The sequence below is a fragment of the Palleronia sediminis genome (assembly GCF_004358695.1).
GTDB classification, from domain to species: domain Bacteria; phylum Pseudomonadota; class Alphaproteobacteria; order Rhodobacterales; family Rhodobacteraceae; genus Palleronia; species Palleronia sediminis.
The window spans coordinates 54821-78579 of sequence record NZ_SNAA01000008.1 but is presented as its reverse complement, the minus strand read 5'-3'; the positions used below and the strand labels follow the sequence as shown (position 1 = coordinate 78579).

The 23759-nt window shown below is 71.1% G+C and carries 23 protein-coding genes; 14 read left to right on the top strand and 9 right to left on the bottom strand.

Annotation, left to right across the window (positions count from 1 at the left end):
• Window positions 1-33: 33 nt before the first annotated feature.
• The 6 genes from E2L08_RS08700 to E2L08_RS08675 all read right to left on the bottom strand — a co-directional run bounded on the left by E2L08_RS08700 (window position 34) and on the right by E2L08_RS08675 (window position 5707).
• Window positions 34-582 (bottom strand): pyridoxamine 5'-phosphate oxidase family protein, encoded by a 549-nt coding sequence (locus E2L08_RS08700; protein WP_133396685.1) that lies wholly within the window; start codon window positions 580-582, stop codon window positions 34-36.
• Window positions 575-1645 (bottom strand): lipocalin-like domain-containing protein, encoded by a 1071-nt coding sequence (locus E2L08_RS08695; RefSeq protein ID WP_133396684.1) that lies wholly within the window; start codon window positions 1643-1645, stop codon window positions 575-577. Before E2L08_RS08695 ends, E2L08_RS08700 begins: the two co-directional genes overlap by 8 nt.
• Window positions 1635-4034 (bottom strand): FtsX-like permease family protein, encoded by a 2400-nt coding sequence (locus E2L08_RS08690; protein ID WP_168771101.1) that lies wholly within the window; start codon window positions 4032-4034, stop codon window positions 1635-1637. The genes E2L08_RS08695 and E2L08_RS08690 overlap by 11 nt, the downstream gene beginning before the upstream one ends.
• Window positions 4034-4690, bottom strand: a complete 657-nt coding sequence (locus E2L08_RS08685) for an ABC transporter ATP-binding protein (RefSeq protein WP_133396682.1) — start codon at window positions 4688-4690, stop codon at window positions 4034-4036. Before E2L08_RS08685 ends, E2L08_RS08690 begins: the two co-directional genes overlap by 1 nt.
• 85 nt (window positions 4691-4775) lie before the next feature.
• The gene (locus tag E2L08_RS08680; protein ID WP_133396681.1) at window positions 4776-5183 is read right to left on the bottom strand and encodes a DUF1178 family protein; all 408 of its coding nucleotides are present in this window, start codon (window positions 5181-5183) and stop codon (window positions 4776-4778) included.
• Between the two features lie 71 nt (window positions 5184-5254).
• Window positions 5255-5707, bottom strand: coding sequence for an NUDIX hydrolase (locus tag E2L08_RS08675; protein ID WP_240758173.1), 453 nt, complete (start codon window positions 5705-5707; stop codon window positions 5255-5257).
• Window positions 5708-5820: 113 nt separating this feature from the next.
• On the opposite strand from E2L08_RS08675, the gene E2L08_RS08670 reads away from it, so the two are divergent.
• Together E2L08_RS08670 and E2L08_RS08665 are read left to right on the top strand one after the other, a co-directional pair.
• The gene (locus E2L08_RS08670) at window positions 5821-6336 is read left to right on the top strand and encodes a glutathione peroxidase (protein WP_133396679.1); all 516 of its coding nucleotides are present in this window, start codon (window positions 5821-5823) and stop codon (window positions 6334-6336) included.
• Window positions 6333-7451 (top strand): acetoin utilization protein AcuC, encoded by a 1119-nt coding sequence (locus E2L08_RS08665; protein WP_240758172.1) that lies wholly within the window; start codon window positions 6333-6335, stop codon window positions 7449-7451. Before E2L08_RS08670 ends, E2L08_RS08665 begins: the two co-directional genes overlap by 4 nt.
• A 12-nt stretch (window positions 7452-7463) precedes the next feature.
• On the opposite strand, the gene E2L08_RS16985 is transcribed toward E2L08_RS08665, so the two are convergent.
• A complete protein-coding gene (locus E2L08_RS16985; protein WP_168771093.1) occupies window positions 7464-7625 on the bottom strand; it encodes a hypothetical protein in 162 nt (53 codons plus the stop codon).
• 364 nt (window positions 7626-7989) lie between these two features.
• Between E2L08_RS16985 and E2L08_RS08660 the strand changes: the two genes are divergently transcribed.
• The 3 genes from E2L08_RS08660 (at window position 7990) to E2L08_RS08650 (ending at window position 11951) form a co-directional block, all read left to right on the top strand.
• Entirely contained in the window at window positions 7990-10101 is a 2112-nt protein-coding gene (locus E2L08_RS08660) for a DEAD/DEAH box helicase (RefSeq protein WP_133396677.1), read from the top strand.
• A 72-nt stretch (window positions 10102-10173) separates the two neighbouring features.
• Window positions 10174-11337: a glutathionylspermidine synthase family protein gene (locus tag E2L08_RS08655; RefSeq protein WP_133396676.1), complete on the top strand. Its 1164-nt coding sequence runs from the start codon at window positions 10174-10176 to the stop codon at window positions 11335-11337.
• Window positions 11338-11357: 20 nt separating this feature from the next.
• On the top strand, window positions 11358-11951 hold the full coding sequence (locus E2L08_RS08650) for a DUF1190 domain-containing protein (protein WP_133396675.1): 594 nt from the start codon (window positions 11358-11360) through the stop codon (window positions 11949-11951).
• Window positions 11952-12076: 125 nt separating this feature from the next.
• On the opposite strand, the gene E2L08_RS08645 is transcribed toward E2L08_RS08650, so the two are convergent.
• On the bottom strand, window positions 12077-13399 hold the full coding sequence (locus E2L08_RS08645; protein ID WP_168771092.1) for a radical SAM protein: 1323 nt from the start codon (window positions 13397-13399) through the stop codon (window positions 12077-12079).
• 108 nt (window positions 13400-13507) lie between these two features.
• On the opposite strand from E2L08_RS08645, the gene fnrL reads away from it, so the two are divergent.
• Complete coding sequence (gene fnrL / locus E2L08_RS08640; RefSeq protein ID WP_133396673.1) at window positions 13508-14248, top strand: transcriptional regulator FnrL; 741 nt, start codon at window positions 13508-13510, stop codon at window positions 14246-14248.
• Window positions 14249-14541: 293 nt separating this feature from the next.
• Here fnrL and E2L08_RS08635 read toward each other — a convergent pair whose 3' ends face one another.
• A complete protein-coding gene (locus tag E2L08_RS08635; RefSeq protein ID WP_133396672.1) occupies window positions 14542-15354 on the bottom strand; it encodes a universal stress protein in 813 nt (270 codons plus the stop codon).
• 182 nt (window positions 15355-15536) lie between these two features.
• Here E2L08_RS08635 and ccoN point away from each other — a divergent pair, with 182 nt between their 5' ends.
• From ccoN to ccoS, 8 genes are all read left to right on the top strand, one after another.
• A complete protein-coding gene (gene ccoN, locus E2L08_RS08630; RefSeq protein WP_133396671.1) occupies window positions 15537-17132 on the top strand; it encodes a cytochrome-c oxidase, cbb3-type subunit I in 1596 nt (531 codons plus the stop codon).
• 4 nt (window positions 17133-17136) lie between these two features.
• Entirely contained in the window at window positions 17137-17955 is an 819-nt protein-coding gene (gene ccoO / locus E2L08_RS08625) for a cytochrome-c oxidase, cbb3-type subunit II (RefSeq protein WP_133396670.1), read from the top strand.
• A 14-nt stretch (window positions 17956-17969) separates the two neighbouring features.
• Window positions 17970-18206 carry a cbb3-type cytochrome c oxidase subunit 3 gene (locus tag E2L08_RS08620; RefSeq protein ID WP_133396669.1) on the top strand — a complete coding sequence of 79 codons (237 nt, stop codon included), beginning with the start codon at window positions 17970-17972 and terminating at the stop codon, window positions 18204-18206.
• Complete coding sequence (gene ccoP / locus E2L08_RS08615; RefSeq protein ID WP_133396668.1) at window positions 18203-19213, top strand: cytochrome-c oxidase, cbb3-type subunit III; 1011 nt, start codon at window positions 18203-18205, stop codon at window positions 19211-19213. The genes E2L08_RS08620 and ccoP overlap by 4 nt, the downstream gene beginning before the upstream one ends.
• A gap of 285 nt (window positions 19214-19498) precedes the next feature.
• Complete coding sequence (gene ccoG, locus E2L08_RS08610; protein ID WP_133396667.1) at window positions 19499-21013, top strand: cytochrome c oxidase accessory protein CcoG; 1515 nt, start codon at window positions 19499-19501, stop codon at window positions 21011-21013.
• Complete coding sequence (locus tag E2L08_RS08605) at window positions 21010-21453, top strand: FixH family protein (RefSeq protein WP_133396666.1); 444 nt, start codon at window positions 21010-21012, stop codon at window positions 21451-21453. Before ccoG ends, E2L08_RS08605 begins: the two co-directional genes overlap by 4 nt.
• Window positions 21450-23591 carry a heavy metal translocating P-type ATPase gene (locus E2L08_RS08600; protein ID WP_133396665.1) on the top strand — a complete coding sequence of 714 codons (2142 nt, stop codon included), beginning with the start codon at window positions 21450-21452 and terminating at the stop codon, window positions 23589-23591. Before E2L08_RS08605 ends, E2L08_RS08600 begins: the two co-directional genes overlap by 4 nt.
• Window positions 23588-23755, top strand: a complete 168-nt coding sequence (gene ccoS / locus E2L08_RS08595; protein WP_133396664.1) for a cbb3-type cytochrome oxidase assembly protein CcoS — start codon at window positions 23588-23590, stop codon at window positions 23753-23755. The genes E2L08_RS08600 and ccoS overlap by 4 nt, the downstream gene beginning before the upstream one ends.
• The last annotated feature ends 4 nt before the right edge of the window (window positions 23756-23759 follow it).

Below are 23759 nucleotides of genomic sequence, written 5' to 3'. Positions count from 1 at the left end.
CGGGCCCTTTGCTTGGGGTGGCGTCACGCGCGTCTAGGGCGCGCGCCACTGCCCCGTAAAGCCGTCCGCCGCGTCATAGGTCGCGCGCAGGTGCCGCGCGCCCAGCCTCACGAGGTCCAGCGCGTCGATCTCCATGCGCAGCACGGCAAAGCGCGCGCGCTCCCGCGTCTCGCGCCAGTCGCCGGGCGCGTCGAGCGGGGTCAGCGGCACGGGCGCGCCGCCGTAATTGGCCCGCGCGGCGTCGGGGACATCGCGCCAGCGGTCCTCGACCGCTGCGCCGGTCAGGATCGCGACCGGGCCGCGGGCGCGGATCTGGACCTGCCGCTCGGCCGACCAGAACAGCAGCGCGGCGCGCGGCTCGGCGCGCAGCTCGTCGATCTTGGCCGAGGCGAGGTCGGTATGCAGCTCGACCGCCGCCTCCGCCCGGTCGGCCGCGCGCAGAATCACGGTGCGCACCCGCGGCCCGCCATCCGGCCCGATGCTGGCCAGCGCCGCCTGTCGCGCATCGCCCGCGCCCCCCGCCGACGTGGCGAGAATGTCCCATGCGCCAGCCAGAAAGGCGCCGAGGGTCGGCTCACTCATATCCCGTCATCTCCAGGTATCCGATGCCGTCATGGCTGCCCGACAGGCGCACGGGCCCCTCCCAATAGGGAAAGGCCAGCCCGTTCCAGGCATCGGGGTTCAGCGCCTCGACCGTGCCGTCGATGCCGCGCGCGGGCAACGCGATGCGCCAGCGCACCGGGATATCGCGGCCGGCCACTTCGGCCGTGGCCAGCGGCTCGGCCGAGAACGCGCCGTCGGGAAAGGCCTCGGTGGTGCCGTCGGGCGCGATATGGGTCGCTGCGGTGAAAGCGGGGCCGCTTTCGGAGCGGAGCTGAAACCCCATCAGCTTGGCCCCGCCCTCGAGATGGAGCGAGAACCAGTCCCACCCCTCCTGGTCGGCGGCAAGCGGCTGCGACGACCATTCCCGGTCGAGCCAGGCGCGCCCCGTCACCGCGATCTCGCGATCGGGCAGGCGCAGCACCCCCTCGGCGCGGTAGAAGGGCTGCGAATAATAGCGGCTGGCCTGTCCGGCAGCCGATTTGACCGAGAACCCGTCATCGCCGTGAAAGACCAGCGGCCCCTCGGCCGTCAGCGCAAGCTCGTAGCCGAAATCGGGCCCCGCGGCGCGCAGGTCGAGCCGGTCGAAATCGGGCCCCGAGAGCGACCAGTCGTCGATCCGCGCCTCGAAGGGGGTGACGGTGACGCCCGCCTGTCCGATATCGCCGCGCGCGAACCGTTCGTCGGCGCGATGCAGTTCGGGCGTGGTCAGCGCGGCATGGCCCAGCCAGGCCTGCGCGCTTCGCCATGCGCCCGTCCCCGCGTCGTCGGGCCGCAGCGCCGAGCGGAACAGCGTCCACTGGATGCCGTAATCGGTGCCGTCCGCGTCGCGCAGGTTGGCGGTCAGATACCACCATTCGATGCGGAACCGCGGATGCGGCCCGTGATCGGCGGGAAAGCGCAGCGGCTCTCCGCGCCGGGGCATCGCGTAATCCTCCGACGCGCGGCCCAACCCGGCGAAACCCTGCGCGGGCGCGCGCGTGGCCATCGCCGTGATCGAGGCCGCGCAGAGAAAGCGGCGGCGGGTCAGTCGGTCAGCGTTCATTGGCGAAAACCTGCAAGAGACGGGCGGGCGGCATTCGGCGCAGCCGGATCGCGGGCAAAAGCGCGGCCAGCGCCGCGGCGACCAGCGACAGCCCCGCCAGCGCCAGCCAGTCCAGCGGAAAGACCCGCATCGGCAGCCGCCAGCCGAAGGCCTCGACATTGATGACGTCGAGCAGGATCCACGCAAGCAAAAGCCCCACCGGCAGCGCCAGCACGAATGTCAGCGCGGCCAGCAGCACCGCGCGCAAAAGCTCCAGCCGGGCCAGCGCCGCGCGCGACAGCCCCAGCGCCCAGACCGGCGCAAGCTGCGGCTGGCGCATTGACGCTACGGTCAGCAGCGAGGTCAGGATCGCCAGCCCCGCCACCGACAGCGTCAAGACGTTGAGCGCGGCGGTCACGGTAAAGGTCCGCTCGAAGATGCCGAGCGAAAACGCCTTGATCGACGCCTGGTCGCTGATCGCCTCGCGCGCGATCCCGACCTCGTCCGTCATGCCCCGGATCAGCGCGGCGGTCTCGTCCGGCGCGACCCGGATGCCGAAATTCAGCGCGACGCTTTCGGGGAACAGCGCGCGATAGCGGTCGAGCCCGACCAGCGCCTGAGGCAGCGGGTTGCCGTAATCGCTGTATACGCCCGCGACCTCGGTCGGCCAGCCCGCGATTTCGATCTCCGCACCGGGCCAGAGCCCGTCGCGGCGGGCGAGCTGTTCGTTGACCAGAACGGCCTCGCCCGCCGCCACGCGGTCCCAGACCTCGGGCGCTTGGGCGATGAGCGGCCAGTGGTCGCGATATGTGGGCGACCGGGCAGCGACGCCGAACACCTCGCCCGGCGTGCCGGCAAGGGGGGTGTCGGTGCTCTGGATGGGCAGGATCTCGCGCGTGCGGGGGCCGAGCCAGTCGGTCAGCGCGGCGGCCTGCGCAGGCGTCTCGGCGCGCACGTAAAGCTCGGAGGCCAGCCGCTGGTCGAGCCAGCCGGTAAAGGTCAGCCGGAACGACGACACCATCGTGCCGACCCCGACATTCGCCGCCAGCGCCAGCAAAAGCGCCATCAGCGCCAGCGACAGCCCCGGCACCTGTTGCCGCGTATCGGCCCAGAACCACTCGGCGCGGGGGCCGCGGGCGCTGCGCGACAGGATCGCGAGCCCGGCATCGAGCGCCAGCGGCAGGGCCAGCGCGGCCGCCAGCAGCGCCGCGCCCAGCAGCACGAACCCCGCCACCAGCCCGTCGAAGGCAAACCCCGCGACCAGCGCCACGCCCGCACAGGCCACCGCGCCCGCGCCCTGTGCCCAGGCGGCCCGCGCGCCCGCCCGCGCCCAGGCGCGCGGCTGCGCCGGCGCGAGGATCGGCAGCCGGTAGATGCGCCAGAGCGACGCGGCCCCCGCCAGTGCCGTGCCCGCCACCGCGATGCCGACGCCCGACAGCCACCAGGACGGGCGCAGCGACAGGCTGCCCGAGACCTCGGCCCCGTAAAGCCCGCGCAGCGTCGCGGCCACGTCGGGGATCAGCAGGCTCGCCACCAGCCAGCCCAGCGCGACGCCCAGCGCGCCCGAGACCAGCGCCAGCACCAGCAACTCGACCGCCAGCAGCCCCGCCAGCGTGGCGCGCGGCAGGCCCAGCGCGCGCAGCGTGCGAAAGACCGGGCGGCGCTGCTCGAACGCCAGCGCGATGGCGCCCCGCACGATGAAAAGCCCGACGGCAAAGCTCAGCAGGCCGAAGGCGGTGAGGTTGAGGTGAAAGCTGTCGGTCAGCCGCGCCACGTCGCCGCCCGATGCGCGCGGCGCGCGCCGCTCGAGTTCCGGTGCGATCCGCTCCAGCGGCGGCGCGCCCAGCGATGGCGGCCCGGTCACGAAGAGCCGGGCAAAACCGTCCTGCCCCAGCAGCGCGCGCGCCGTGGCGATATCGGCATAGGCTGTGCCGGGGGGGATGCCCTCGACCTCGATGCGGGGCGGCAGGTCGGCGCCGCGCAACGCCTGCGCGGTCTCGGGCGCGACGAGGATCTGGCCCGGCCCGGTCAGGAACCCGGCGTCGAAGGCGGCGCCGTCATCCTCGCCCGGAATGGCGTCGGGGGGCAGGGTGAAGGGGTCGATGCCCAGTATCGCCAGGTCGTGGCGCGCGAGCCGCCCCTCGATCACCGGGCTGACCTGCCAGCCCGCGCGGCGCAGCGCCAGCCACTCCTCGACCGCGATCGTGCCGCCCGCCGCCCGCTCGACCGTGTCGAGCGCCGGCCCCGCCAGCACCGCCGCCGCCTCGTCATAGCTGGCGCGCGCCTCGGCGTTGATGGCCTGCACCCCCGACCACAGCGCGGTGGCCGTGGCCAGCCCCAGCACCAGCGTCAGGAGTTGAAAGGGCCGCCGCCGCCAATGCGACAGCAGCGCGGACAGGCCCGCGCGGATCACAGCGCGCGGCCCCCGCGCAGCTCCATCCGGCGACCCATGCGGTCGGCGAGGCTGCGCGAATGGGTGACGACCAGCAGCCCCGCGCCCGTCGCCGTGACCAGATCGCGCATGACCGCCGCGACCTCGGCGCCCGTCCCCTCGTCGAGATTGCCGGTCGGCTCGTCGGCCAGCACCAGTCGCGGCCGCGCGGCGAGGGTGCGGCCGATGGCCACGCGCTGCTGCTGACCGCCCGAAAGCTGCTCGGGATATTTCGACAGGTGGGCGGCAAGACCAAGCCGCTCGGCCAGATCGCGCGCCCAGGCCGGATCGTGCCGCCCGGCAAGACGCGCCTGGAACGCGATATTCGCACCCACGTCGAGCGAGGGGATCAGGTTGAACTGCTGAAAGATCACCGAGACCGTCTCGCGCCGCAGACGCGCGCGCCGCCGGTCGTCGTAATGCGCGATATCCTCGCCCTCGATCAGGACGCGCCCCCCGTCCGGCGCGTCGAGCCCGCCCGCGAGATGCAGCAGCGTCGATTTCCCCGACCCGCTGTCGCCGGTCAGCGCCAGCGTCTCGCCCGCCGCGAGCGACAGCGACACCCCCCGCAGGACCGGCACCGGCCCGTCGGCCGACGGGTAGGATTTCGTGACGTTCTCGATCTCGAGCAGCATGTCCCCGCCTGCGCGTCCCCGTTACGTGGCCCCATGTAAGCCGCGCCGCACCGAAGGGCAGGGGGTGCGGCCGTTGGTCGGCGGTTCAGTTCGTCTTGGCCCGCGGGCGGAAGGGCAGCGGCGCGATGGGCACGCCCTCCTCGATCAGCACGCGCGCCTCGGCCGGGCGCGCCTCGCCATGAATCGGGCGGGCGGGCGCCGCGCCCTCGTGCATGGCGCGCGCGCGGGACGCGAAATCGCGCCCGACATATTCGGATTTCGCCTCGATCTCGCGGCGCAGCAGCTCCAGCGGATGCGGCGCGGCGCCCGACAGCGCCGCGTCGCCGCCACCCGCCCCCACGCCCGGCGCCATCAGCGCCTTGCTCACCCGCGCGCTGCCGCAGGACGGGCAGGCGACGCGTCCGGCCTCCGACAGGGTGTCGAACGCCGCCGAGGACGCGAACCAGCTGTCGAAATCGTGGCCTTCGGAACAGGTGAGGCTATAGCGGATCATGTGGGGCACCACCGGGCATGGATCCGCCAAGATAGGCGCAGCCCGCGCGCTCCGCAATCGCGCGCCCCCGCTCAGGCCTCTCCGGGCGGCTCGAAATTGCGCAGGATGGCGGCAAGCTCGGGCTCGCAGACCAGCTTGGCGGCCTTCTTGGGGCGCAGCCAGCGGCGCGCGCGCTCGGCCTTTTCGGGCCAGTCCGACAGGATCTTGGTCACCTTGACCGGGTAGACCGCGACCGCGACGGGCAGATCGTTATCCTCGAATTCCTTGAGATAGGTGAACAGCCCGATACAGGTCTCGCGGCTCTGCCCCTTTACCCCGGCCTCTTCGAAGGCTTCGATGGCCGCGGTCTGCGCCGGCGTCTTGCCGTCCATCGGCCAGCCCTTGGGGATCACCCAGCGCCGCGTCTGGCGCGTCGTGACGAGCATCACCTCGACCTTGTCGTTCTTGCGCCGCCAGCACAGCGCGCCGAACTGCGCGCGAACGCCGCGCTTGCCTTCGGCGAGCAATCTGATCGGGCGTGCCATTTCGATCGACATCGGTCGGGCCGGTCCTGTTCCGGGTGGGCTGCTTTCTTTTGTCGCAGCCTGTCTGCTCCGGCCGCGTGGACCCGAGATATATCGCGCTTATATTCGGGGTCATGCAGAAAATAGGGCAATCCCTGGCGATTTGCACGGTATGTGCGCTTTTCTCGCCCGCCGCGGCGCTCGAGGGCGGGCGGTTCGCGTCGATCGACGGCGGCTGGATCGACCTCGCCGCGCATGAGGGGCCGGCGCTCGTGGTCAATACCGCGTCGCTCTGCGCCTTCACGCCGCAATATGACGGGCTCCAGCAATTGCACGAGACCTTCGGGCCGCGCGGCCTGCTGGTGCTGGCCGTGCCCTCCGACGATTTCCGGCAGGAGCTCGGCTCGGATGCCGAGGTGGCCGAGTTCTGCCAGCTTACCTTCGGGCTCGACCTGCCGATGGCCACGATCACCCCCGTGACGGGCGAGGCCGCGCATCCCTTCTACCGCTGGCTGTCCGAGACCGAGGGCTGGGCGCCGCGCTGGAACTTCTCCAAGGTGCTGCTGGACGAGGGCCGCGTGGTCGGCACATGGGGCTCGGCCACCCGGCCCGCGTCCCTCGGCGCGGCGATCGAAGACGCGCTGGAGTGAGCGCGCGCTTCATCGGCTCCGAGATCTACCGCGCCTCGAGCTACGGACCCGACCATCCGCTGCGCATCCCGCGCGTCTCGACCGTGATGGACCTGTCGCGCGCGCTGGGCTGGCTCCCGAGCGGGCGCTACGTCGCCTCGCCCCGCGCCAAGCCCGCCGCGCTCGAAACCTGGCACCGGCCCGACTACATCGCCGCGCTTCGGGCTGCCGAGACCGCGCAGGAAGTCAGCGCCGCGACCCGCGATCGCTACGCGCTCGGCACCGCCGCCAACCCGGTCTATCCCGAGGTCTTTCGCCGCCCCGCCACCGCCGCGGGCGGCTCGATGATGGCGGCGAACCTGCTGCAAGCGCCGGGGCGCGTGTTCAACCCCGGTGGCGGCACCCATCACGGGATGCCCGGCCGCGCCAACGGGTTCTGCTATCTCAACGATCCCGTCCTCGGCATCCTCACGCTCCTGCGGCAAGGCGCGCAGCGGGTGGCCTATGTCGATATCGACGCGCATCATTGCGACGGGGTCGCGCATGCCTTTGCCGCCGATCCACGCGTGGCCTGCATCTCGACCCACGAGGAGGGGCGCTGGCCGCGCACCGGCGCGCTCGACGAGCGGGGCGCGGGCAACCTGTGGAACCTGCCTTTGCCGCGCGGCAGCGGGGACGCGGCCATGGCGTTCGCGCGCGACGCGGTGATCCTGCCCGTCGTGGCCGCGCACCGCCCCGATGCGATCGTGCTGCAATGCGGGGCCGACGCGGTGCTCGAGGATCCGCTGTCGGGCCTCGCCATGTCCAACAATGCCCATATCGCCGTGCTGGACGGGCTGCGCCCGCTCTGCGAGCGGCTGATGGTGCTGGGCGGGGGCGGCTACAACCCGTGGTCGGTCGGGCGGCTCTGGACGCGGGTCTGGGCGGCGCTGGACGGGCACGACCTGCCCGACCGCCTCCCGGCTCCGGCCGAGCATGTGCTGCGCGGCCTGTCCTTTCCGGGCAACCGGATGGGGCGCAACCCGCCCGAGCCGTGGTTCACCACGCTGGCCGACCCGCCCCGTCCGGGCACCATCCCTGCCGACCTGCGCGCCCGCGTGGACGAACTCGCCGCGCGGGCGCGCGCCTGGGTCTGAGCACGGCGCCCCTCAGAACAGCTCGGGGAAGGCCGCGATCATCTCGGGGGTGGCATGGGTGCGTTCGGGGACGGCGACGAGGATATCGGCCCGCGTGGCCGCTCCGGCGGCGGCAAGCCCCCCGGCGACGAGGATACCCAGAAGAAAAAGGCGTGAAGGTCTGGCGAATGTCATCGGATCTCTCCTGCACGAGCGGTCTGATCCCGCTCTTGCCGCAAAGACGCGCGAATGTCGCTTCGGGTTGCGTGCGTCTGCGCACAGTCACGCCGCTTGGGCCGAACCATGTTGACGGATGCGTGAGCCGCCCGTGACGGCGCGCCCGTGGATCGCGGGTTTCCCTGGGTATTTGGAAAGAGAAGACGACAGGCGCCGCGCCAGGCCCGTCTTCTCTTTTCAAATACCCGATGGCGGAACCGCGAGAGGCGCGGGACGGCGCTTCGGGGCGCGATCACGCGTCTTTGCCCTATACCCCGGCGCGCGCCCGCGCTAGGCACCGCGCGTCCCGCTGCCCCGGACGCCCCAAGCCTGGACCGATCCCATGATCCCGACCCTTTCCGACGCGCTGGCCGAGCGCGGCTATGACAGCCTCACCCCCGTGCAGAAGGCCGTGACCGATCCCGCGCTGGCCGAGGCCGACCTGCTGGTCTCGGCGCAGACCGGATCGGGCAAGACGGTGGGGTTCGGACTGGCCATCGCGCCGACGATCCTGCCCGAGACGGGAACGCTCGCGCCCGCCGGGCTGCCGCTGGCGCTGGTCGTGGCGCCCACGCGCGAGCTTGCGCTCCAGGTCATGCGCGAGCTGCAATGGCTCTATGCCGGGGCCGGGGCGCGGGTGGTGTCGTGCATCGGCGGGATGGACCCGCGCGAGGAACGCCGCACGCTGGGGCGCGGCGCGCATATCGTCGTCGGCACGCCGGGCCGGCTGCGCGACCATATCGAGCGCGGCGCGCTCGACCTGTCGGGGCTGCGCGCGGTGGTTCTGGACGAGGCCGACGAGATGCTCGACCTCGGCTTCCGCGAGGATCTCGAATTCATGCTCTCCGAGGCGCCGGCCGACAAGCGCACGCTGATGTTCTCGGCCACCGTGCCGCCCGCCATCGCCACCCTGGCCGAGCGCTACCAGCGCGACGCGGTCCGCGTGGCCACCCAGTCGGCCGGCCGCCAGCACAGCGACATCGCCTATCACGCGCTGGCCGTGGCCGAGCGCGACGCCGAGACCGCGGTGGTCAACGTGCTGCGCTATCACGACGCGCCCACGGCCATCGTTTTCGCCAATACCCGCGCGGCGGTGAACCGGATGGCCGCGCGTCTCGCCAATCGCGGGCTGTCGGTCGTCACCCTGTCGGGCGAGCTCAGCCAGGACGAGCGCGGCCGCGCGCTGCAGGCCGTGCGCGACGGGCGGGCGCGGATCTGCGTGGCGACCGACGTGGCCGCGCGCGGCATCGACCTGCCCAATCTGGAGCTCGTCATCCATGCCGAGCTGCCCGGCGGCGCCGAGGCGCTTTTGCACCGCTCGGGACGGACCGGGCGGGCGGGGCGCAAGGGGGCATCGGTGCTGATCGTGCCGCCCAAGGCCCGCAAGAAGGCCGAGCGCATCCTGAAATGGGCCAAGGTGACCGCGGAATGGGGCACCGCCCCCTCGGCCGATGCGGTGCGCGCCCGCGACGAGGAACGCCTGCTCAGCGATCCCGCCTGGGACGAGGCCGCGACCGGGGACGAGACCGCCTTTGCCGCGCGGCTGCTCGCGCAGCGCAGCCCCGAAGAGATCGCGGTGGCCTATCTGCGCGCCTACCATGCCCGCCATTCCGCCCCCGAGGATCTGTCGGACCCCGATGCCGTGCCCGAACGGCGCGAGCGGCGCGAACGCGCGGCCTTCGGGCCGTCGGGCTGGATCACGCTGTCGGTCGGCCGCGACGAGCGGGCCGAGCCGCGCTGGCTTTTGCCGATGCTGTGCCGCGCGGGCGGGCTCGATCGCGAGGATATCGGCGCGATCCGCGTCGGCGCGCGCGAAACCCATGTCGAGATCGCCGAACCCGCCCGTGCGGCGTTTCTGTCGCGGATGGAGGGGGCGGCGCTCGAGAAGGGCATCACCGTCGCCGCCGCGTCCGAAGGGCCAGAGGCCCAGGCGCCGCGCCCCGACCGCGCGCACGCCGAGCGGCCGGCCCCGGCGGCAAGGGCCGAGACGTCCCCCGCCCCCGAGGCCCCCCCGGCTCCCGAAGCGCCTGCGGCCCCGGCGCCGGATGCGTCGAGCGCCGACAAGGCCGCCGCCGAGACGCCGCCCCGCGCCAAGCCGCGGGCCAAGCCGGCGCGCGAGACCGGGACCGCGCCACGCGCCAAGCCTCGCGGCGCGCCCGCGGGCGATGGCGCCAAACCGGCGGGCAAGCGGCCCGCGGGCGCAAAGCCCGGCGGCAAGCCTTACGGCAAGCCATCCGCCGGCGCGGGCGGCAAGCCGGGCGGCAAACGCTTTGACAAACCCGGAAAGCCGGGCAAGCCGGGCGCGGGGCCCATGGGCAAGCCCGGCGCCAAGGGCGCCAAGCCGCGCGCCCAGCGGCCCGAGAACGCCGCCGATCCGTCGCGCCCGCTCGACCGGGGAACGGGCCGCAAGCCGCGCGTGCGCGGCGGCGGCGAGCCGCCCCGCCGCGGCAAGTGACGCGGCCGCCCCTTTCGGCGGGACCGCGCCGGGGCTAGGCTCGACGGCGCACGACATCGAAGGGGGCGGCTCATGCGGCGGGACGATCTGGGCGCGCGGCCCGATTGGCAGGACAAGGCCGGCGAGGCGGGGTTCACCTTTCACCATATCGGTGGCGAGCTCTACTGGGACGAGTCGCATGCCTATGCCTTCTCGCTCGAAGAGATCGAGGCGGGGCTCGAGACTCCGGCCGAAGAACTGCACGCGTTGTGCCGCGAGGCGGTCGACCATGTCCTTGCCTCCGAAGAGATGCTCGACCGGCTGGCCATCCCGCCCGAGCATCGCGATCTCGTGGCGACAAGCTGGCAGGCCGGGGATCCCGAGCTTTACGGGCGGATGGATTTCGCTTTTGACGGCACGGGTCCGGCCAAGCTGCTGGAATACAACGCCGACACGCCGACGACGCTTTACGAGACGAGCGGGTTCCAGTGGGACTGGCTCGAGGACATGATCGGCGCGGGGCGGCTGCCCGAGGGGGCCGACCAGTTCAACGGCCTCTTCGAGGCGCTGGTCGCGCGGTTCGCCGCCCTGTTCGCCCGCGACGAGGATCTGCATTTCGCGGCCTTCGCCGATGCGCCCGAGGATTACGCCACCGTCGAGACGCTGGCCTGGGCCGCGCGCGAAGCCGGGCTCGGCGCGCATTTCACCGATATTCGAAAGATCGGCATCTCCGAGACGGGGCAGTTCACCGATGCCGAGGATCGCGTGATCGGTACGCTCTTCAAGCTCTACCCGTGGGAGGACATGCTGCGCGACGATTTCGCCGATGCCATCGCCGGGGCGCAATGCCGTTTTCTCGAACCCCCGTGGAAGGCGATCCTGTCCAACAAGGGGATCCTGCCGGTGCTGTGGCGCATGTTTCCGGGCCATCCGTCGCTCTTGCCCGCCGTGTTCGAGGGCGAGGATACCGCCGATCTGGGCCCCGATATCGTGAGCAAGCCGCTGTTCTCGCGCGAGGGGGCGGGAGTCAGGCTCAGCGTCGGCGGGCGTGACGAGGCCTCGCCCGACACGCAATACGACGCCCATCCGCGCATCTTGCAAGCCTATGGCCCGCTGCCGCGTTTCGGCGAGGATCACGTCGTTTGCGGCGTCTGGATGGTGGGCGAGACCGCCGCCGGGCTGGGCCTGCGCGCGGACAGGTCGCGGATCACGCAGGATACGAGCCGTTTCGTTCCGCACTATATAGATCCCAGATGACCCCGACCCGGAGACCCGCAATGACCCCGCCGCCCCGCAAACGCGCCGCCCGCACGAGGTTCGTCCTGATGGGCTCGGCCGCGTTCGGACTGGCCGCCTGCCAGCCCGAGCAGACGGTCGAGGCCACGGTGTTCCCTTCGGTCGAGGAATGCCGCGCGGTGGCCGACCTGCCCGAGAACGCCTTTACCGCCGAGGAATGCGCCGAAGGTTTCGCCGAGGCGCAGGCCATCCACGCCGAAAGCGCGCCGCGCTATGCCGATCGCGACGTCTGCGAGGCCGAGCATGGCGGCGAATGCGTGGTCGAGACGCGCTCGGACGGCAGCTCGATCTTTCTGCCGCTGCTGGCGGGCTACATGATCGGCAACATGCTGGGCGGGCGCGGCATGGCGGCGCAGCCGCTCTACCGCACGCAGGGCGGGCGGTTCGCGACACCGGGCGGCGGCACGACGTTGTCGGGGCTGCGCGGCCGGACCAATCTCGCCCCGGCGGCCTTTTCCAGCGCGCCCTCGACCCGCACCGCCGCCCCGCTCAGCCGCGCGGCGGTGCAAAGCCGCGGCGGCTTCGGCGCCGGCCGCACCGGAGGCGGCACCGCCGCCAGGGGGTTTGGGGGGTAAGCCGCGTCTAGGAAAGGCCCCGGTGGGGCCTTTCAGCAGCGAACGCGCGGAGCGCCGGGTAAGCCGCGCCCCGGAAACGCCCCTACGCCGCCTCTCCGACCCGAACGCGCACCGCCGCCCCGGCCTCAGCAGGCGAGGCTGAAATTGTCGCGCTCGGGTGCGAAATCGGGATCGAGGCGGCTGGCAAGCAGCCGGGCGCCCGTCATCGTGTCGATGGTTATGCGGTTGCCCTCGACCCGGCCCAGCCCCGGAAGTTCGATCATCGCCGTGCGCGCGCGCAGCAAAAGCTCGGTCGCGGGGGCCTGGGGATACCATGACAGGTCCACCGTTCCGTCGCACATGATCCGCTCGATGGCGCGCCCGATGGCCGCGTCGCGCGCGCTCAGCCGCCAGCCGCTGCGCGTGGCCAGCCGCCCCGACGAGATCTCGGATTGCCACGCCCCGGTGCCGCCCGCGTTCTGCGCGAATCCCTGCGGCAGGCGCGACACGGCCGAGGGGCCGAAGCCGATCAGCGTCGCCGCCGGCTCGGGCTCGTAGCCCTGAAAGCTGCGCCCCAGCGTGCCGGCCGCGGCCGCCCGCGCCAGCGCATCGTCCGGCCGGGCGAAATGGTCGATGCCGACCTGCACATATCCCGCCTCGTGCAGCCGCGCGGCCGCGCCTTCGGCCAGCGCCATGCGCGCCTCGGGACCGGGGAGCGTATCCTCGGGGATCATGCGTTGCCGCCGCGAGATCCAGGGCACGTGGGCATAGCCGGGCAGGGCGATGCGGTCGGGTGCCTCGGCCAGCGCGGCCTCGAGCGTCGCGCCGAGCCCCGCGGCGGTCTGGTGCGGCAGCCCGTAGAGCAGCTCGAACCCGATTCGGTCGATCCCCCGCGCGCGCAGTTCCGCGACCGTCTCGCGCGTGACCTCGAGGCTCTGGGTACGGCCGGTGGTGCGCTGCACCCGCGGGTCGAGATCGGGCATCCCGATTGTGGCGCGGCGCACTCCCATCCGGGCCAGCGCGTCGATCCGCGCGGCATCGCAGGCGCCGGGGTCGATCTCGACCGAGATCTCGGCATCGGCGCCGATATCGAAGGCCCCGCACAGCAGCTCGCCCAGCCGGTCCAGCGCCTCTGGCGACAGGATCGTGGGCGTGCCCCCGCCCAGCGACAGGCGCCGCACCGGCAGCCGTCCGGGCAGCCGGGCGCGGACCAGCGCGATCTCGCGGGCGATATGGGCGAGCCACGCATCGAGCGGCGCATCCCCGCGCGCGACCTGCGTGCGGCAGGCGCAGAAAAAGCAGACCCGGCGACAAAACGGCACATGCACGTAGAGCGACACCGGCCCGTCCGCCGGCAGCTCTTCGAGCCAGGCCGCGACGGTTTCGGGGCCTATACCCGCGTCAAAGCGGTTTGCAGGCGGGTAACTGGTGTAGCGGGGCAGTCGGGCACGCCCGAGGGCCGTTCGCAAGGGGGTCGTTTCCATGCGTTGAGGACAACCCGACAATTCGCCAGTTCGCATTGATCGAGATCAACTTATTGGCTAGGGAGAATTACGATGTCTCAAGCAGTATCCCGTATGGCCCAGTCCAGCCCGAACATCTCCTGCGGGAATTGCCCGATCAGGCACAATGCCGTCTGCGCGGAATGCGACAAGGACGAACTCGCCGCGCTCGAGGCGGCGAAATCCTATCGCAGCTTTGCCGCGGGCGAGCCGCTGGCCGTCTCGGGCGAGGCGCTGACGCATTTCTCGTCGATCGTGTCGGGCTGCGCCTCCATGTCGCGCACGCTCGAGGATGGGCGCCGCCAGACGGTCGGCCTGCTGCTGCCGTCGGATTTCATCGGCCGTCCGGGCCGCGCCACCGCGGCCTATGACGTGGTCGCGCTGTCGGACACCGTCGTCTGCCGGTTCGAGCGGCGGACCTTCGACGGGCTGGTGCGCGACACGCCCCATATCGCCACGCGGCTGCTGACCATGACGCTGGACGAGCTCGACGCCGCGCGCGACTGGGCCGTGGTTCTGGGCCGCATGACCGCCCGCGAAAAGGTGGCGGCCTTCCTCGTCAGCCTGATCCGGCGCCGCGCCGCGGCCACCGGTCAGGGCGAGCCCGCGGGCGACGTGGCCGTGGCGCTGCCCCTTTCGCGCGAGGCGATGTCCGATCACCTCGGCCTCACGATCGAGACGACGTCGCGCCAGATCACCGCCATGAAAAAGGACGGTCTGATCCAGGCGATCAACACCCGCGCCTTCCGCATCCCGTCCTTCGAGGCGCTGGCCCTCATCGCCGGCGAGGATGACGACGGCGGGCCCATCGCCTGACGGCCCGGCCCACCGGCCGCCGCGTTCACCGCACCTTCATACTTGCCTGCCATTCTCGGCGGCGAGAGCTCTTGCGCGTCCGGGCTTACATCCCGGCGCGGTCGATCCACGGGGCGCGGCTCATCGGCCGCGCCATGTCCACGATCACGCGGCCGGGATGGCATCCGGTCCGCGCGGGCAGTCCATGACCGGATCACACCGGGGCCGGCGCCGGCCCCTCTTTTACACCACGCACGCGACCCGGCCCGCCAGATCGGCGGTCAGCCGGGCCGCGGCGTTGGCGCCTTCGCGGCTCAGCGTGCCATCAGCAGCGGCATGGGCGCGGCGCGCACCAGGTCGCGCGTGACCCCGCCCAGGATCGCCTGGCGCAGCCGCGCGTGGCCATAGGCGCCCATGACCAGCAGATCGGCGCCGCGATCCTGCGCGCCGCCCGCCAGCGCCTCGGACACCCGGCCCCCGCCCGCGGGCAGCATGACGTGCTCGGCCTCGATGTCGTGGCGCGCCAGCATCCGCAGCAGCGCCGGCCCGTCGGCCACCTCGTCGCCGATGCTCAGCACTTCGACTCGCTCGGCGCGTTTCAGCGCCGGCATCGCCGCGCGCAGCCCCGCCAGCGCGGTATCGCTGCCGTCCCATGCCACGGCGACATGGGCGCATCCCGCCGCCGCCCCCGGAGGCGCCATCAGGATCGGCACGCGGCTGTGATAGAGCGCCGCCTCGAAGATCGTCTCGCGCCGCCCCTGGTCGTCGGCCCCGCCGCCCGCCAGCACCACCAAATCGGCAAAGCGCAGCCGCCGGGCGAGGCGCGGCCCGAAATCGGCCAGCGGCTCGCCGCGGGGCGGGATCTCCCAGTCGACGGAACTGTCCTTGAGCCGGTCGCGCGCCGCCATTTCGAGAGCGGCGATCTCCTCGTCGCCGGTGGGCTCGGGCAGGGGGGCCGCAAAGACGAGGTCGGGGGTCATCATCGGCGGCATGTTGGCCTGCATGTCGGCCAGGCAGAACGGCTCGAGATGGGCGTCCCAGGCCTCGGCCCAGGCGATCGCGGTCTCGAGCGTCTCGATCCCCCCGCGCGGGGTCAGGGCGGTGGCGATGGTCTTGAAGCCGGACATGGGCACGTCTCCTTCATGGGGTCGCGCGAGTGTGGTCCGGGCGCGCACGCGCGTCCTTGCGCCAGATCAAATGCCGCACCCCCTGCCTGTCTTGATCCATGTCAAGGATGCGCCCGGCCCGACCGTGCGACACCGCCGCATCACCGCCCCGATTCTCCGGGGTTCCAACCTTAGGAGACGACATGCCCTATCTGAGGCTCATCGTTCTGGGGCTCGTTACGCTCTTCGCGGCCATCGCCGCAGATTGGGGCCGCGACCTCGCTTATCAGGTCCACGCCGGCATTGTAATGCTGGCGGCGGGCGGATTGTTCCTGTGGGAGCTGCGGCGCACCGACGAAGACCGTGTGAAGCCCTCTCTCGAAACCTACATGGACGGCCCGATCCGCGCGGGCGTCATCGCGACCGCCTTCTGGGGCATTGCCGGGTTCCTCGTCGGAACCTTCATCGCGTTCCAGCTCGCCTTTCCGGTCCTCAATTTCGACTGGTCCGAAGGCTACGCCAATTTCGGTCGCCTGCGCCCGCTGCATACTTCGGCGGTGATCTTCGCCTTTGGCGGCAACGCGCTGATCGCGACATCGTTCTACGTCGTGCAGCGCACCAGCGCCGCGCGGCTCTGGGGCGGCAACGCGGCGTGGTTCGTGTTCTGGGGCTACCAGCTCTTCATCGTGCTGGCCGCGACCGGCTACCTGCTGGGCGCCACCCAGTCCAAGGAATACGCCGAGCCGGAATGGTACACCGACCTGTGGCTGACGATCGTCTGGCTGACCTACCTGACCATCTACATGGGCACGATCATCCGCCGGCGCGAGCGTCACATCTACGTCGCCAACTGGTTCTTCCTCGCCTTCATCGTCACGGTGGCGATGCTGCATGTCGTCAACAACCTGTCGATCCCGGTCTCGATCTGGGGCTCGAAATCCGTGCAGGTCTTTTCGGGCGTGCAGGATGCGATGACGCAGTGGTGGTACGGCCATAACGCCGTGGGCTTTTTCCTGACCGCCGGTTTCCTCGGCATGATGTATTACTTCGTGCCCAAGCAGGCCGGCCGCCCGATCTACAGCTACAAGCTGTCGATCATCCACTTCTGGGCACTGATTTTCCTGTATATCTGGGCGGGACCGCACCACCTGCACTACACCGCGCTTCCCGACTGGGCCGCGACGCTGGGCATGGTGTTCTCGGTGATCCTGTGGATGCCTTCCTGGGGCGGCATGATCAACGGCCTGATGACGCTCGAAGGCGCGTGGGACAAGATCCGCACCGACCCCATCATCCGCATGTTCGTGGCCAGCCTCGCCTTTTACGGGATGTCCACCTTCGAAGGCCCGATGATGTCGATCCGCGCGGTGAACTCGCTGTCGCACTACACCGACTGGACCATCGGCCACGTCCATTCCGGGGCGCTCGGCTGGAACGGTCTCATCACCTTCGGCTGCCTCTACTTCCTGACGCCCAGGCTCTGGGGTCGCAAGCAGATGCACTCCATGGCGGCGATCAACCTGCATTTCTGGCTCGCGACGCTGGGGATCGTCCTCTACGCGGCCTCGATGTGGGTCACGGGGATCATGGAAGGCCTGATGTGGCGCGAGGTCGATGCCCAGGGCTTCCTGGTCAACTCCTTCGCCGACACCGTGGCGGCCAAGTTCCCGATGTACGTGGTCCGCGGCCTGGGCGGCGTCCTCTATCTCGCCGGCGCGCTCGTCATGGTCTGGAACATGTGGATGACCATCCGCAGCCCCCAGGCCTCGCGCGCCATCGCAACCGTTCCCGCGGAGTGATCTCATGACCGACAACGAAAAGATCCCCCCCTCCGACAAGGATCCCAAGGTCACCCCACCGGGTGACGGCGGGATCCCCAACGAGCTGCCCCATCACCGCAAGCTGATCGACCGCCACGCGGTGCTCGAACGCAACGCCACGCTTCTGCTGATCACGTCCTTTCTCGTGGTCACGGTCGGCGGCATCGTCGAGATCGCGCCGCTCTTCTGGCTCGAGAACACCGTCGAAGAGGTCGAGGGCGTGCGTCCCTATTCGCCGCTCGAGCTGACGGGGCGCGACATCTACGTCCGCGAGGGCTGCTATGTGTGCCACAGCCAGATGATCCGCCCCATGCGGGACGAGGTCGAGCGCTACGGCCACTATTCGCTCGCCGCGGAATCGATGTACGACCACCCGCACCAATGGGGCTCCAAGCGGACGGGGCCCGACCTCGCCCGCGTCGGCGGCCGCTATTCCGACGAATGGCACCAGGACCATTTCGAGGATCCGCAGTCGGTCGTGCCCGAAAGCGTCATGCCGAAATACGACTACCTCGCGCGCACGCCGATCACCGGCGAGCATATCGAGGATCTCGTCTCGACCCACCGCTTTGTCGGGGTGCCCTATACCGACGAGATGATCGAGAACGCCGCGGCCGATTTCCGCGTGCAGGTCGATCCGTTCGGCGACATCGACGGGCTGCTCGAACGCTATCCGGGCGCGCAGGTGCGCAATTTCGACGGCCGCGAAGAGCTGACCGAAATGGATGCGCTGATCGCCTATCTGCAGATGCTCGGCACGCTGGTCGATTTCTCGACCTTCACCGCCGACGCCAGCCGCTGAGGAGGAGGGGACCGATGGAAGACACCTATACGATCCTGCGCCACTTCGCCGATAGCTGGATGCTGCTTGCGCTGTTCTGCTTCTTCGGGGGGGCGTGCCTGTGGGCGTTCCGCCCCGGAAGCCGGGCGGTCCACGACGATGCCAGCCGCGCGATCTTCCGCCACGACGCACCCGAGTCCGACGACACGCCGGGATGCGCCAAGGCGTGCCCCGACTGCCGCTGCGCCAACCCTTCGGAGGGACAGAAATGAGCGACCGCCGCATCGACCCCGTCACCGGCACCGAGACGACCGGCCATAGCTGGGACGGCATCGAAGAGCTCAACAACCCCCTGCCGCGTTGGTGGCTCTGGGCGTTCTACGGCACGATCCTGTGGGGGGTGATCTATGTCATCCTCTTCCCGGCCTGGCCGATGGTCACGGGCGCCACCAAGGGCGTTCTGGGCTGGTCGACCCGCGCCAACGTCGCCGCCGAGATCGCGGCGGTCGAGGAAAGCCAGGCCGCGCTGCGCGCCTCGCTGACCGAGGTCGACCTGCGCCTCATCCCCGAGAACGAGGAACTGCACAGCTTTGCCATCAACGCGGGCGCGGCGGTGTTCCGCACCAACTGCTCGCAATGCCATGGCTCGGGGGCGGCGGGCGCGCTGGGCTATCCCAACCTGCTCGACGACGCCTGGCTCTGGGGCGGCACGGTCGAGGATATCGCCTATACCGTGCGTCACGGCATCCGTAACGAGGCCGATCCCGACGCGCGCTATTCCGAGATGCCGGCCTTCGGCGAGATCCTCACCGACGAAGAGATCGCCACGCTTGTCGCGCATGTGCAGTCCCTGCCGTCGGGGCAGGATCCGCTTTCGGGTCCGGGGGGCGAGCTTTTCGACCTCAACTGCACCGCCTGTCACGGCATGGATGCCGCGGGCATGCGCGAGCTGGGCGCGCCCAACCTGACCGACGCGATCTGGCTCTATGGCAACTCGGACGAGCAATTGACCGAGGTCATCCGCTACGGCCCCTTCGGCGTCATGCCGCCCTGGGGCGAGCGGCTGAGCGAGGCCGAGGTTGCCGCCGTTTCCGTCTATGTCCACGGGCTTGGCGGCGGCGAGACGCAGGTGGGCGAGAACGACGTCCCCGAAGGCGCCGGTGCCATCGATGCCGCGCCCTCGGACCCCGACGAGGTCCCGTTCCCGGACGAGGCCGGCGACACGGGCGGCGAGGATGCCGCCGCGGTGATCGAGACCGACGAGGCCGCGACGCAATAGGGCCCCCGCGCACCTGTTCGCATCAGAGCGGACCGGCCCTGTGGGAGGGGCGGCAGGCCTGGGCCCGCCGCCCCTTTTCCGTGCGGGGAGCGCTGACGTCGGGGCGCGACCTCCTGCCTCTTTCAAAGGGGGGCGGGCATCCCCAGATCGGCCGGGAATGCCCCACCCCCACCCCCATTTTCCCGCCATCGCGATGCCGTGAACGGCCCCGGCCGATTGATCCACGTCAAGGACCGGGAAGGCCCGATTGGGCAAAAGGGCCGGGCGAACAGGAAGGACTCCGTCATGTCGGACGAATCGACGTCTCTCTATGCGGCCCGCGAGCCGATTTTCCCCCGCCGCGTCTCGGGTTGGTATCGCAACCTCAAGTGGTGGATCATGCTCCTGACGCTGGGCATCTATTACATCACGCCCTGGATCCGCTGGGATCGCGGCCCGAGCCTGCCCGACCAGGCGGTGCTGGTCGATCTCGCCAACCGCCGCTTCTATTTCTTCTGGATCGAGATCTGGCCGCACGAGTTCTATTTCGTCGCGGGCCTTCTGGTCATGGCCGGGGTGGGGCTGTTCCTGTTCACCGCGGCGCTGGGCCGCGTCTGGTGCGGCTATACCTGCCCGCAGACCGTCTGGGTCGACCTGTTCCTGCTGGTCGAACGCAAGATCCAGGGCGACCGCAACGCGCGCAAGCGGCTGCACGACGCCAGGTGGACCCCGCGCAAGGTCTGGCTCAAGTCGAGCACATGGGCCATCTGGCTGCTGATCGCGGTGGCGACCGGCGGGGCGTGGGTGTTCTATTTCGCCGATGCGCCGACGCTGCTCGTCGATCTCGTGACGCTGAACGCGCCGGCCGTGGCCTATATCACCATCGGCATCCTGACCGCGACGACCTTTATCTTCGGCGGGTTCATGCGCGAACAGGTCTGCATCTACATGTGCCCCTGGCCGCGCATCCAGGGCGCGATGATGGATGACGGCACCCTGACCGTCGCCTATCGCGACTGGCGCGGAGAGCCCCGCGGCAAGGGTCTCAAGCGGCGCGAGGCCGCCGCCGACCTGCGCACCGTCGGCCCCCAGATCGGCGGCCGCGCCCCGGCCATCCCGATGCCCGGCGTGCCCGACACCAATACCGGCGTCACCGGCCCCGGCGACTGCATCGACTGCAACGCCTGCGTGAACGTCTGCCCCATGGGCATCGACATCCGCGACGGCCAGCAGATGGCCTGCATCACCTGCGCGCTGTGCATCGACGCCTGCGACGAGGTCATGGCCAAGGTGAACCTGCCGCGCGGCCTGATCGACTATGTCGCGCTGTCGGACGCCCCGCGCGAGGCCGCGGGCGGCGACCCGATCCCCGCCTGGCGCCATGCCGTGCGGCCGCGCAACCTGCTCTATCTCGGGCTGTGGTCGCTGGTCGGGCTGGGGCTGCTCTTTGCGCTCTTCATCCGCCCCGAGATCGAGATGACCGTGGCGCCCATCCGCAACCCCACCTTCGTCACCCTGTCGGACGGGTCCGTGCGCAACGCCTATGACGTGCGTCTGCTCAACAAGCAGGCCGAGCCGCGTCAGTTCCTGCTGTCGCAATCCATGGCGCCGGGGCTCGATCTCGACATCGAGGGCGAGACCGGCAATACCGTGACCGTGCCCACCGACACGCAACGCCTGGTCCGCGTCTATCTCACGGCCCCCGCGGGCTCGGATGCGGCGGCGTCCGAGCGGACCGACGTCCGCCTCTGGGTCGAGGACATGGCCAGCGGCGAACGCGCCCATACCGACACCACCTTCAACGGACGGGATCTGCAATGACCACTTTGACCGGAAAACATGTCGCGGGCCTGTTCGTCGGAGGCTTTTCGATCATCATCGGGGTGAACATCGCGCTCGCCGTGAACGCGGTGCGCACCTTCCCCGGCCTCGAGACGGCGAACTCCTACGTCGCGAGCCAGGAGTTCGACGCCAAGCGCATCGCGCAGGAGGCGCTGGGCTGGACCGTGGCCGCCGATTACGACGGCGAGCGGCTGTCGCTCGACATCACCGGCCCCGACGGGCGGCCCGCCCCGGTGCGCGATCTCGTCACCCATCTCGGCCGCCCCACCGAAGAGCGCGACGACCGGCCGCTATCGGTCGCCTCGGGCGGGTCGGTGCCGATGCAGCTCGAACCGGGGCTGTGGCGGCTCGACGTGGCCGCGGCGGCGCCCGACGGCACCGCCTATGAAAAGCGCGTGATCCTGCGGGTCGCGCCGTGACCGCAGCCTGCCCCGCCTGCGCCGGCGTCGATCCCGCCGAGGCGCGTGCCGACCTCTCGACGGTCGAGCCCGACGCGATCCTGCACCTGCCCGACATCCATTGCGCGGCCTGCATCGCCGGGGTGGAGGACGCGCTGATGGCGCTTCCGGGGGTGCGCGAGGCGCGGGTGAACCTGACGCTGCGCCGCGTGCAGGTCGCGGCCCCCGGCCTGCCCGAGACCGCGCTGATCGACACGCTGGCCGATGCCGGGTTCCGCGCCCAGCGGCTGGGCGACGCGGCGCGCGACCGGCAGGGCGCCGAGGCGCAGGCTTTGCTGACCCGGATCGGGGTCGCGGGCTTTGCCATGATGAACGTCATGCTGCTCTCGGTCGCGGTCTGGTCGGGCGCGGCCGAGACCACGGCGCGGCTGTTCCACCTCGTCTCGGCCGCCATCGCGGTGCCGGCGACGGTCTATGCCGCGCGGCCCTTCTTCGTTTCGGCGCTGGGGGCGTTGCGGGGGCGGCGGCTCAACATGGATGTGCCCATCTCGCTCGCCATCATCCTCGCGCTGCTCGCGTCGCTCGCCATCGCCTTCGGGTTCAGCCACGAACAGGGCTGGTTCGACGCGGCGCTGGCGCTGACCTTTTTCCTGCTGGTCGGGCGCTATCTCGACCAGGCGGGGCGGCGGGCCGCACGGTCGGCCGCGGCCGAGCTTGCCGCGCTCGAGGCGCCGCAGGCGCGCCGTCTCGAGGCCGGCGAGGAACGCATCGTCGCGGCCGAGACGCTCGTGTCGGGCGACCTGATCCGCGTCCGCCCCGGTGACCGGCTGCCCGCCGACGGCACGATCACGCTGGGCCGCTCCGACATGGACCGCGCCGCGCTGACCGGCGAAAGCGCGCCCGAGACCGCCGGGCCGGGCGACGCGGTGCGCGCGGGCGAGACCTGCCTGACTGGGATGCTCACGGTGCGGGTCGACCGCGCCGGGCGCGATACCGGGCTTGCCCGGCTGGCGGAACTCGTCGCCACCTCGGAAAGCCAGCGTTCGCGCTATGCCGGCATCGCCGACCGGGCCGCGCGGTTCTATGCGCCCGCCGTCCACCTGCTGGGCGCGGCGGCGTTTCTCGGCTGGTTCTGGGCCACGCGCGAGGGGTGGCACGCGCTCGACGTGGCGATCTCGGTGCTCGTCATCACCTGTCCCTGCGCGCTGGGGCTGGCCGTGCCGGCGGTCTCGACCGTGTCGACCTCGCGGCTCTACCGCGCGGGGCTGCTGGTGAAATCGCGCACCGCGCTCGAACGGCTGGCCGAGATCGACACCGTCGTTTTCGACAAGACCGGAACCCTGACCACGGGCGTGCCGGTCCTGACCGGCAGCCCCGACCGCGCGGCGCTGTCCATTGCCGCCGGTCTGGCCGAGGGGTCGTCGCACCCCGCCTCGCGCGCCATTGCCGAGGCCGCGCGCGCCCGCGGCATCGCGCCTGCCGCGATCGAGGACGTGACCGAGATCGCGGGGCAGGGGCTCGAGGGGCGGCACGAGGGCCGTCTCTGGCGGCTGGGCCGCAACGGCCCCGAGGGGCGCGAGGCGTCGGTCTGGCTGACCTCGGATGACGGGGACGCGCATCCCTTCATGCTGGCCGAGGATCTGCGCGAGGATGCGGCCCAGGCGGTCGCCACGCTGCGCGCGCAGGGCTATGCCATCGCGCTTTTGTCGGGCGACGCGCCCGGCGCCGTTGCCCATATCGCGGAAACGCTGGGCATCGACACGGCGCTGGCGCGGATGACGCCCGAGGACAAGGTCGCCTGGGTCGAGGCGCGCGGCGCCGCGGGTGCGCGGGTGCTGATGGTCGGCGACGGGCTGAACGACACCGGGTGTCTTGCGGTCGCTCATGCCGGCATCGCGCCGGGCAGTGCGCTCGACGCGGCGCGCAGCGCGGCCGACGTGATCCTGCTGTCGGGCAAGCTCGACGGTGTGCCCCATGCCCTGCGCACGGCGCGCACGGCGCGGGCGCGGATGAAGCAAAACATCGCGCTGTCGGGGGCCTATAACATCGTGTCGATCCCGATCGCGCTGGCGGGCTTTGCCACGCCGTTCCTTGCCGCAATCGCCATGTCCACCTCGTCGCTGACCGTGACGCTCAACGCAATGAGGCGCGATCCATGAACGTGCTGGTCTTTCTCATACCCGTTTCGGTGACGCTGGGGCTTCTGGGGCTCGGCGCCTTTGTCTGGAGCCTCAGGGCCGGGCAATACGACGACCCGGCCGGCGACCAGGCGCGCGCGCTGTCGGACCGCTACGACGACGCGCCGCCGCCGCCGCGGGACTGAGCGA

Coding starts and splice junctions, on each gene's coding strand:
- E2L08_RS08700 (WP_133396685.1), bottom strand. CDS start 582: ATGAGTGAGCCGACCCTCGGCGCCTTTCTGGCTGGCGCATGGGACATT.
- E2L08_RS08695 (WP_133396684.1), bottom strand. CDS start 1,645: ATGAACGCTGACCGACTGACCCGCCGCCGCTTTCTCTGCGCGGCCTCG.
- E2L08_RS08685 (WP_133396682.1), bottom strand. CDS start 4,690: ATGCTGCTCGAGATCGAGAACGTCACGAAATCCTACCCGTCGGCCGAC.
- E2L08_RS08680 (WP_133396681.1), bottom strand. CDS start 5,183: ATGATCCGCTATAGCCTCACCTGTTCCGAAGGCCACGATTTCGACAGC.
- E2L08_RS08675 (WP_240758173.1), bottom strand. CDS start 5,707: ATGGCACGCCCGATCAGATTGCTCGCCGAAGGCAAGCGCGGCGTTCGC.
- E2L08_RS08670 (WP_133396679.1), top strand. CDS start 5,821: ATGCAGAAAATAGGGCAATCCCTGGCGATTTGCACGGTATGTGCGCTT.
- E2L08_RS16985 (WP_168771093.1), bottom strand. CDS start 7,625: ATGACATTCGCCAGACCTTCACGCCTTTTTCTTCTGGGTATCCTCGTC.
- E2L08_RS08660 (WP_133396677.1), top strand. CDS start 7,990: ATGATCCCGACCCTTTCCGACGCGCTGGCCGAGCGCGGCTATGACAGC.
- E2L08_RS08655 (WP_133396676.1), top strand. CDS start 10,174: ATGCGGCGGGACGATCTGGGCGCGCGGCCCGATTGGCAGGACAAGGCC.
- E2L08_RS08650 (WP_133396675.1), top strand. CDS start 11,358: ATGACCCCGCCGCCCCGCAAACGCGCCGCCCGCACGAGGTTCGTCCTG.
- fnrL (WP_133396673.1), top strand. CDS start 13,508: ATGGCCCAGTCCAGCCCGAACATCTCCTGCGGGAATTGCCCGATCAGG.
- E2L08_RS08635 (WP_133396672.1), bottom strand. CDS start 15,354: ATGTCCGGCTTCAAGACCATCGCCACCGCCCTGACCCCGCGCGGGGGG.
- ccoN (WP_133396671.1), top strand. CDS start 15,537: ATGCCCTATCTGAGGCTCATCGTTCTGGGGCTCGTTACGCTCTTCGCG.
- ccoO (WP_133396670.1), top strand. CDS start 17,137: ATGACCGACAACGAAAAGATCCCCCCCTCCGACAAGGATCCCAAGGTC.
- E2L08_RS08620 (WP_133396669.1), top strand. CDS start 17,970: ATGGAAGACACCTATACGATCCTGCGCCACTTCGCCGATAGCTGGATG.
- ccoP (WP_133396668.1), top strand. CDS start 18,203: ATGAGCGACCGCCGCATCGACCCCGTCACCGGCACCGAGACGACCGGC.
- ccoG (WP_133396667.1), top strand. CDS start 19,499: ATGTCGGACGAATCGACGTCTCTCTATGCGGCCCGCGAGCCGATTTTC.
- E2L08_RS08605 (WP_133396666.1), top strand. CDS start 21,010: ATGACCACTTTGACCGGAAAACATGTCGCGGGCCTGTTCGTCGGAGGC.
- ccoS (WP_133396664.1), top strand. CDS start 23,588: ATGAACGTGCTGGTCTTTCTCATACCCGTTTCGGTGACGCTGGGGCTT.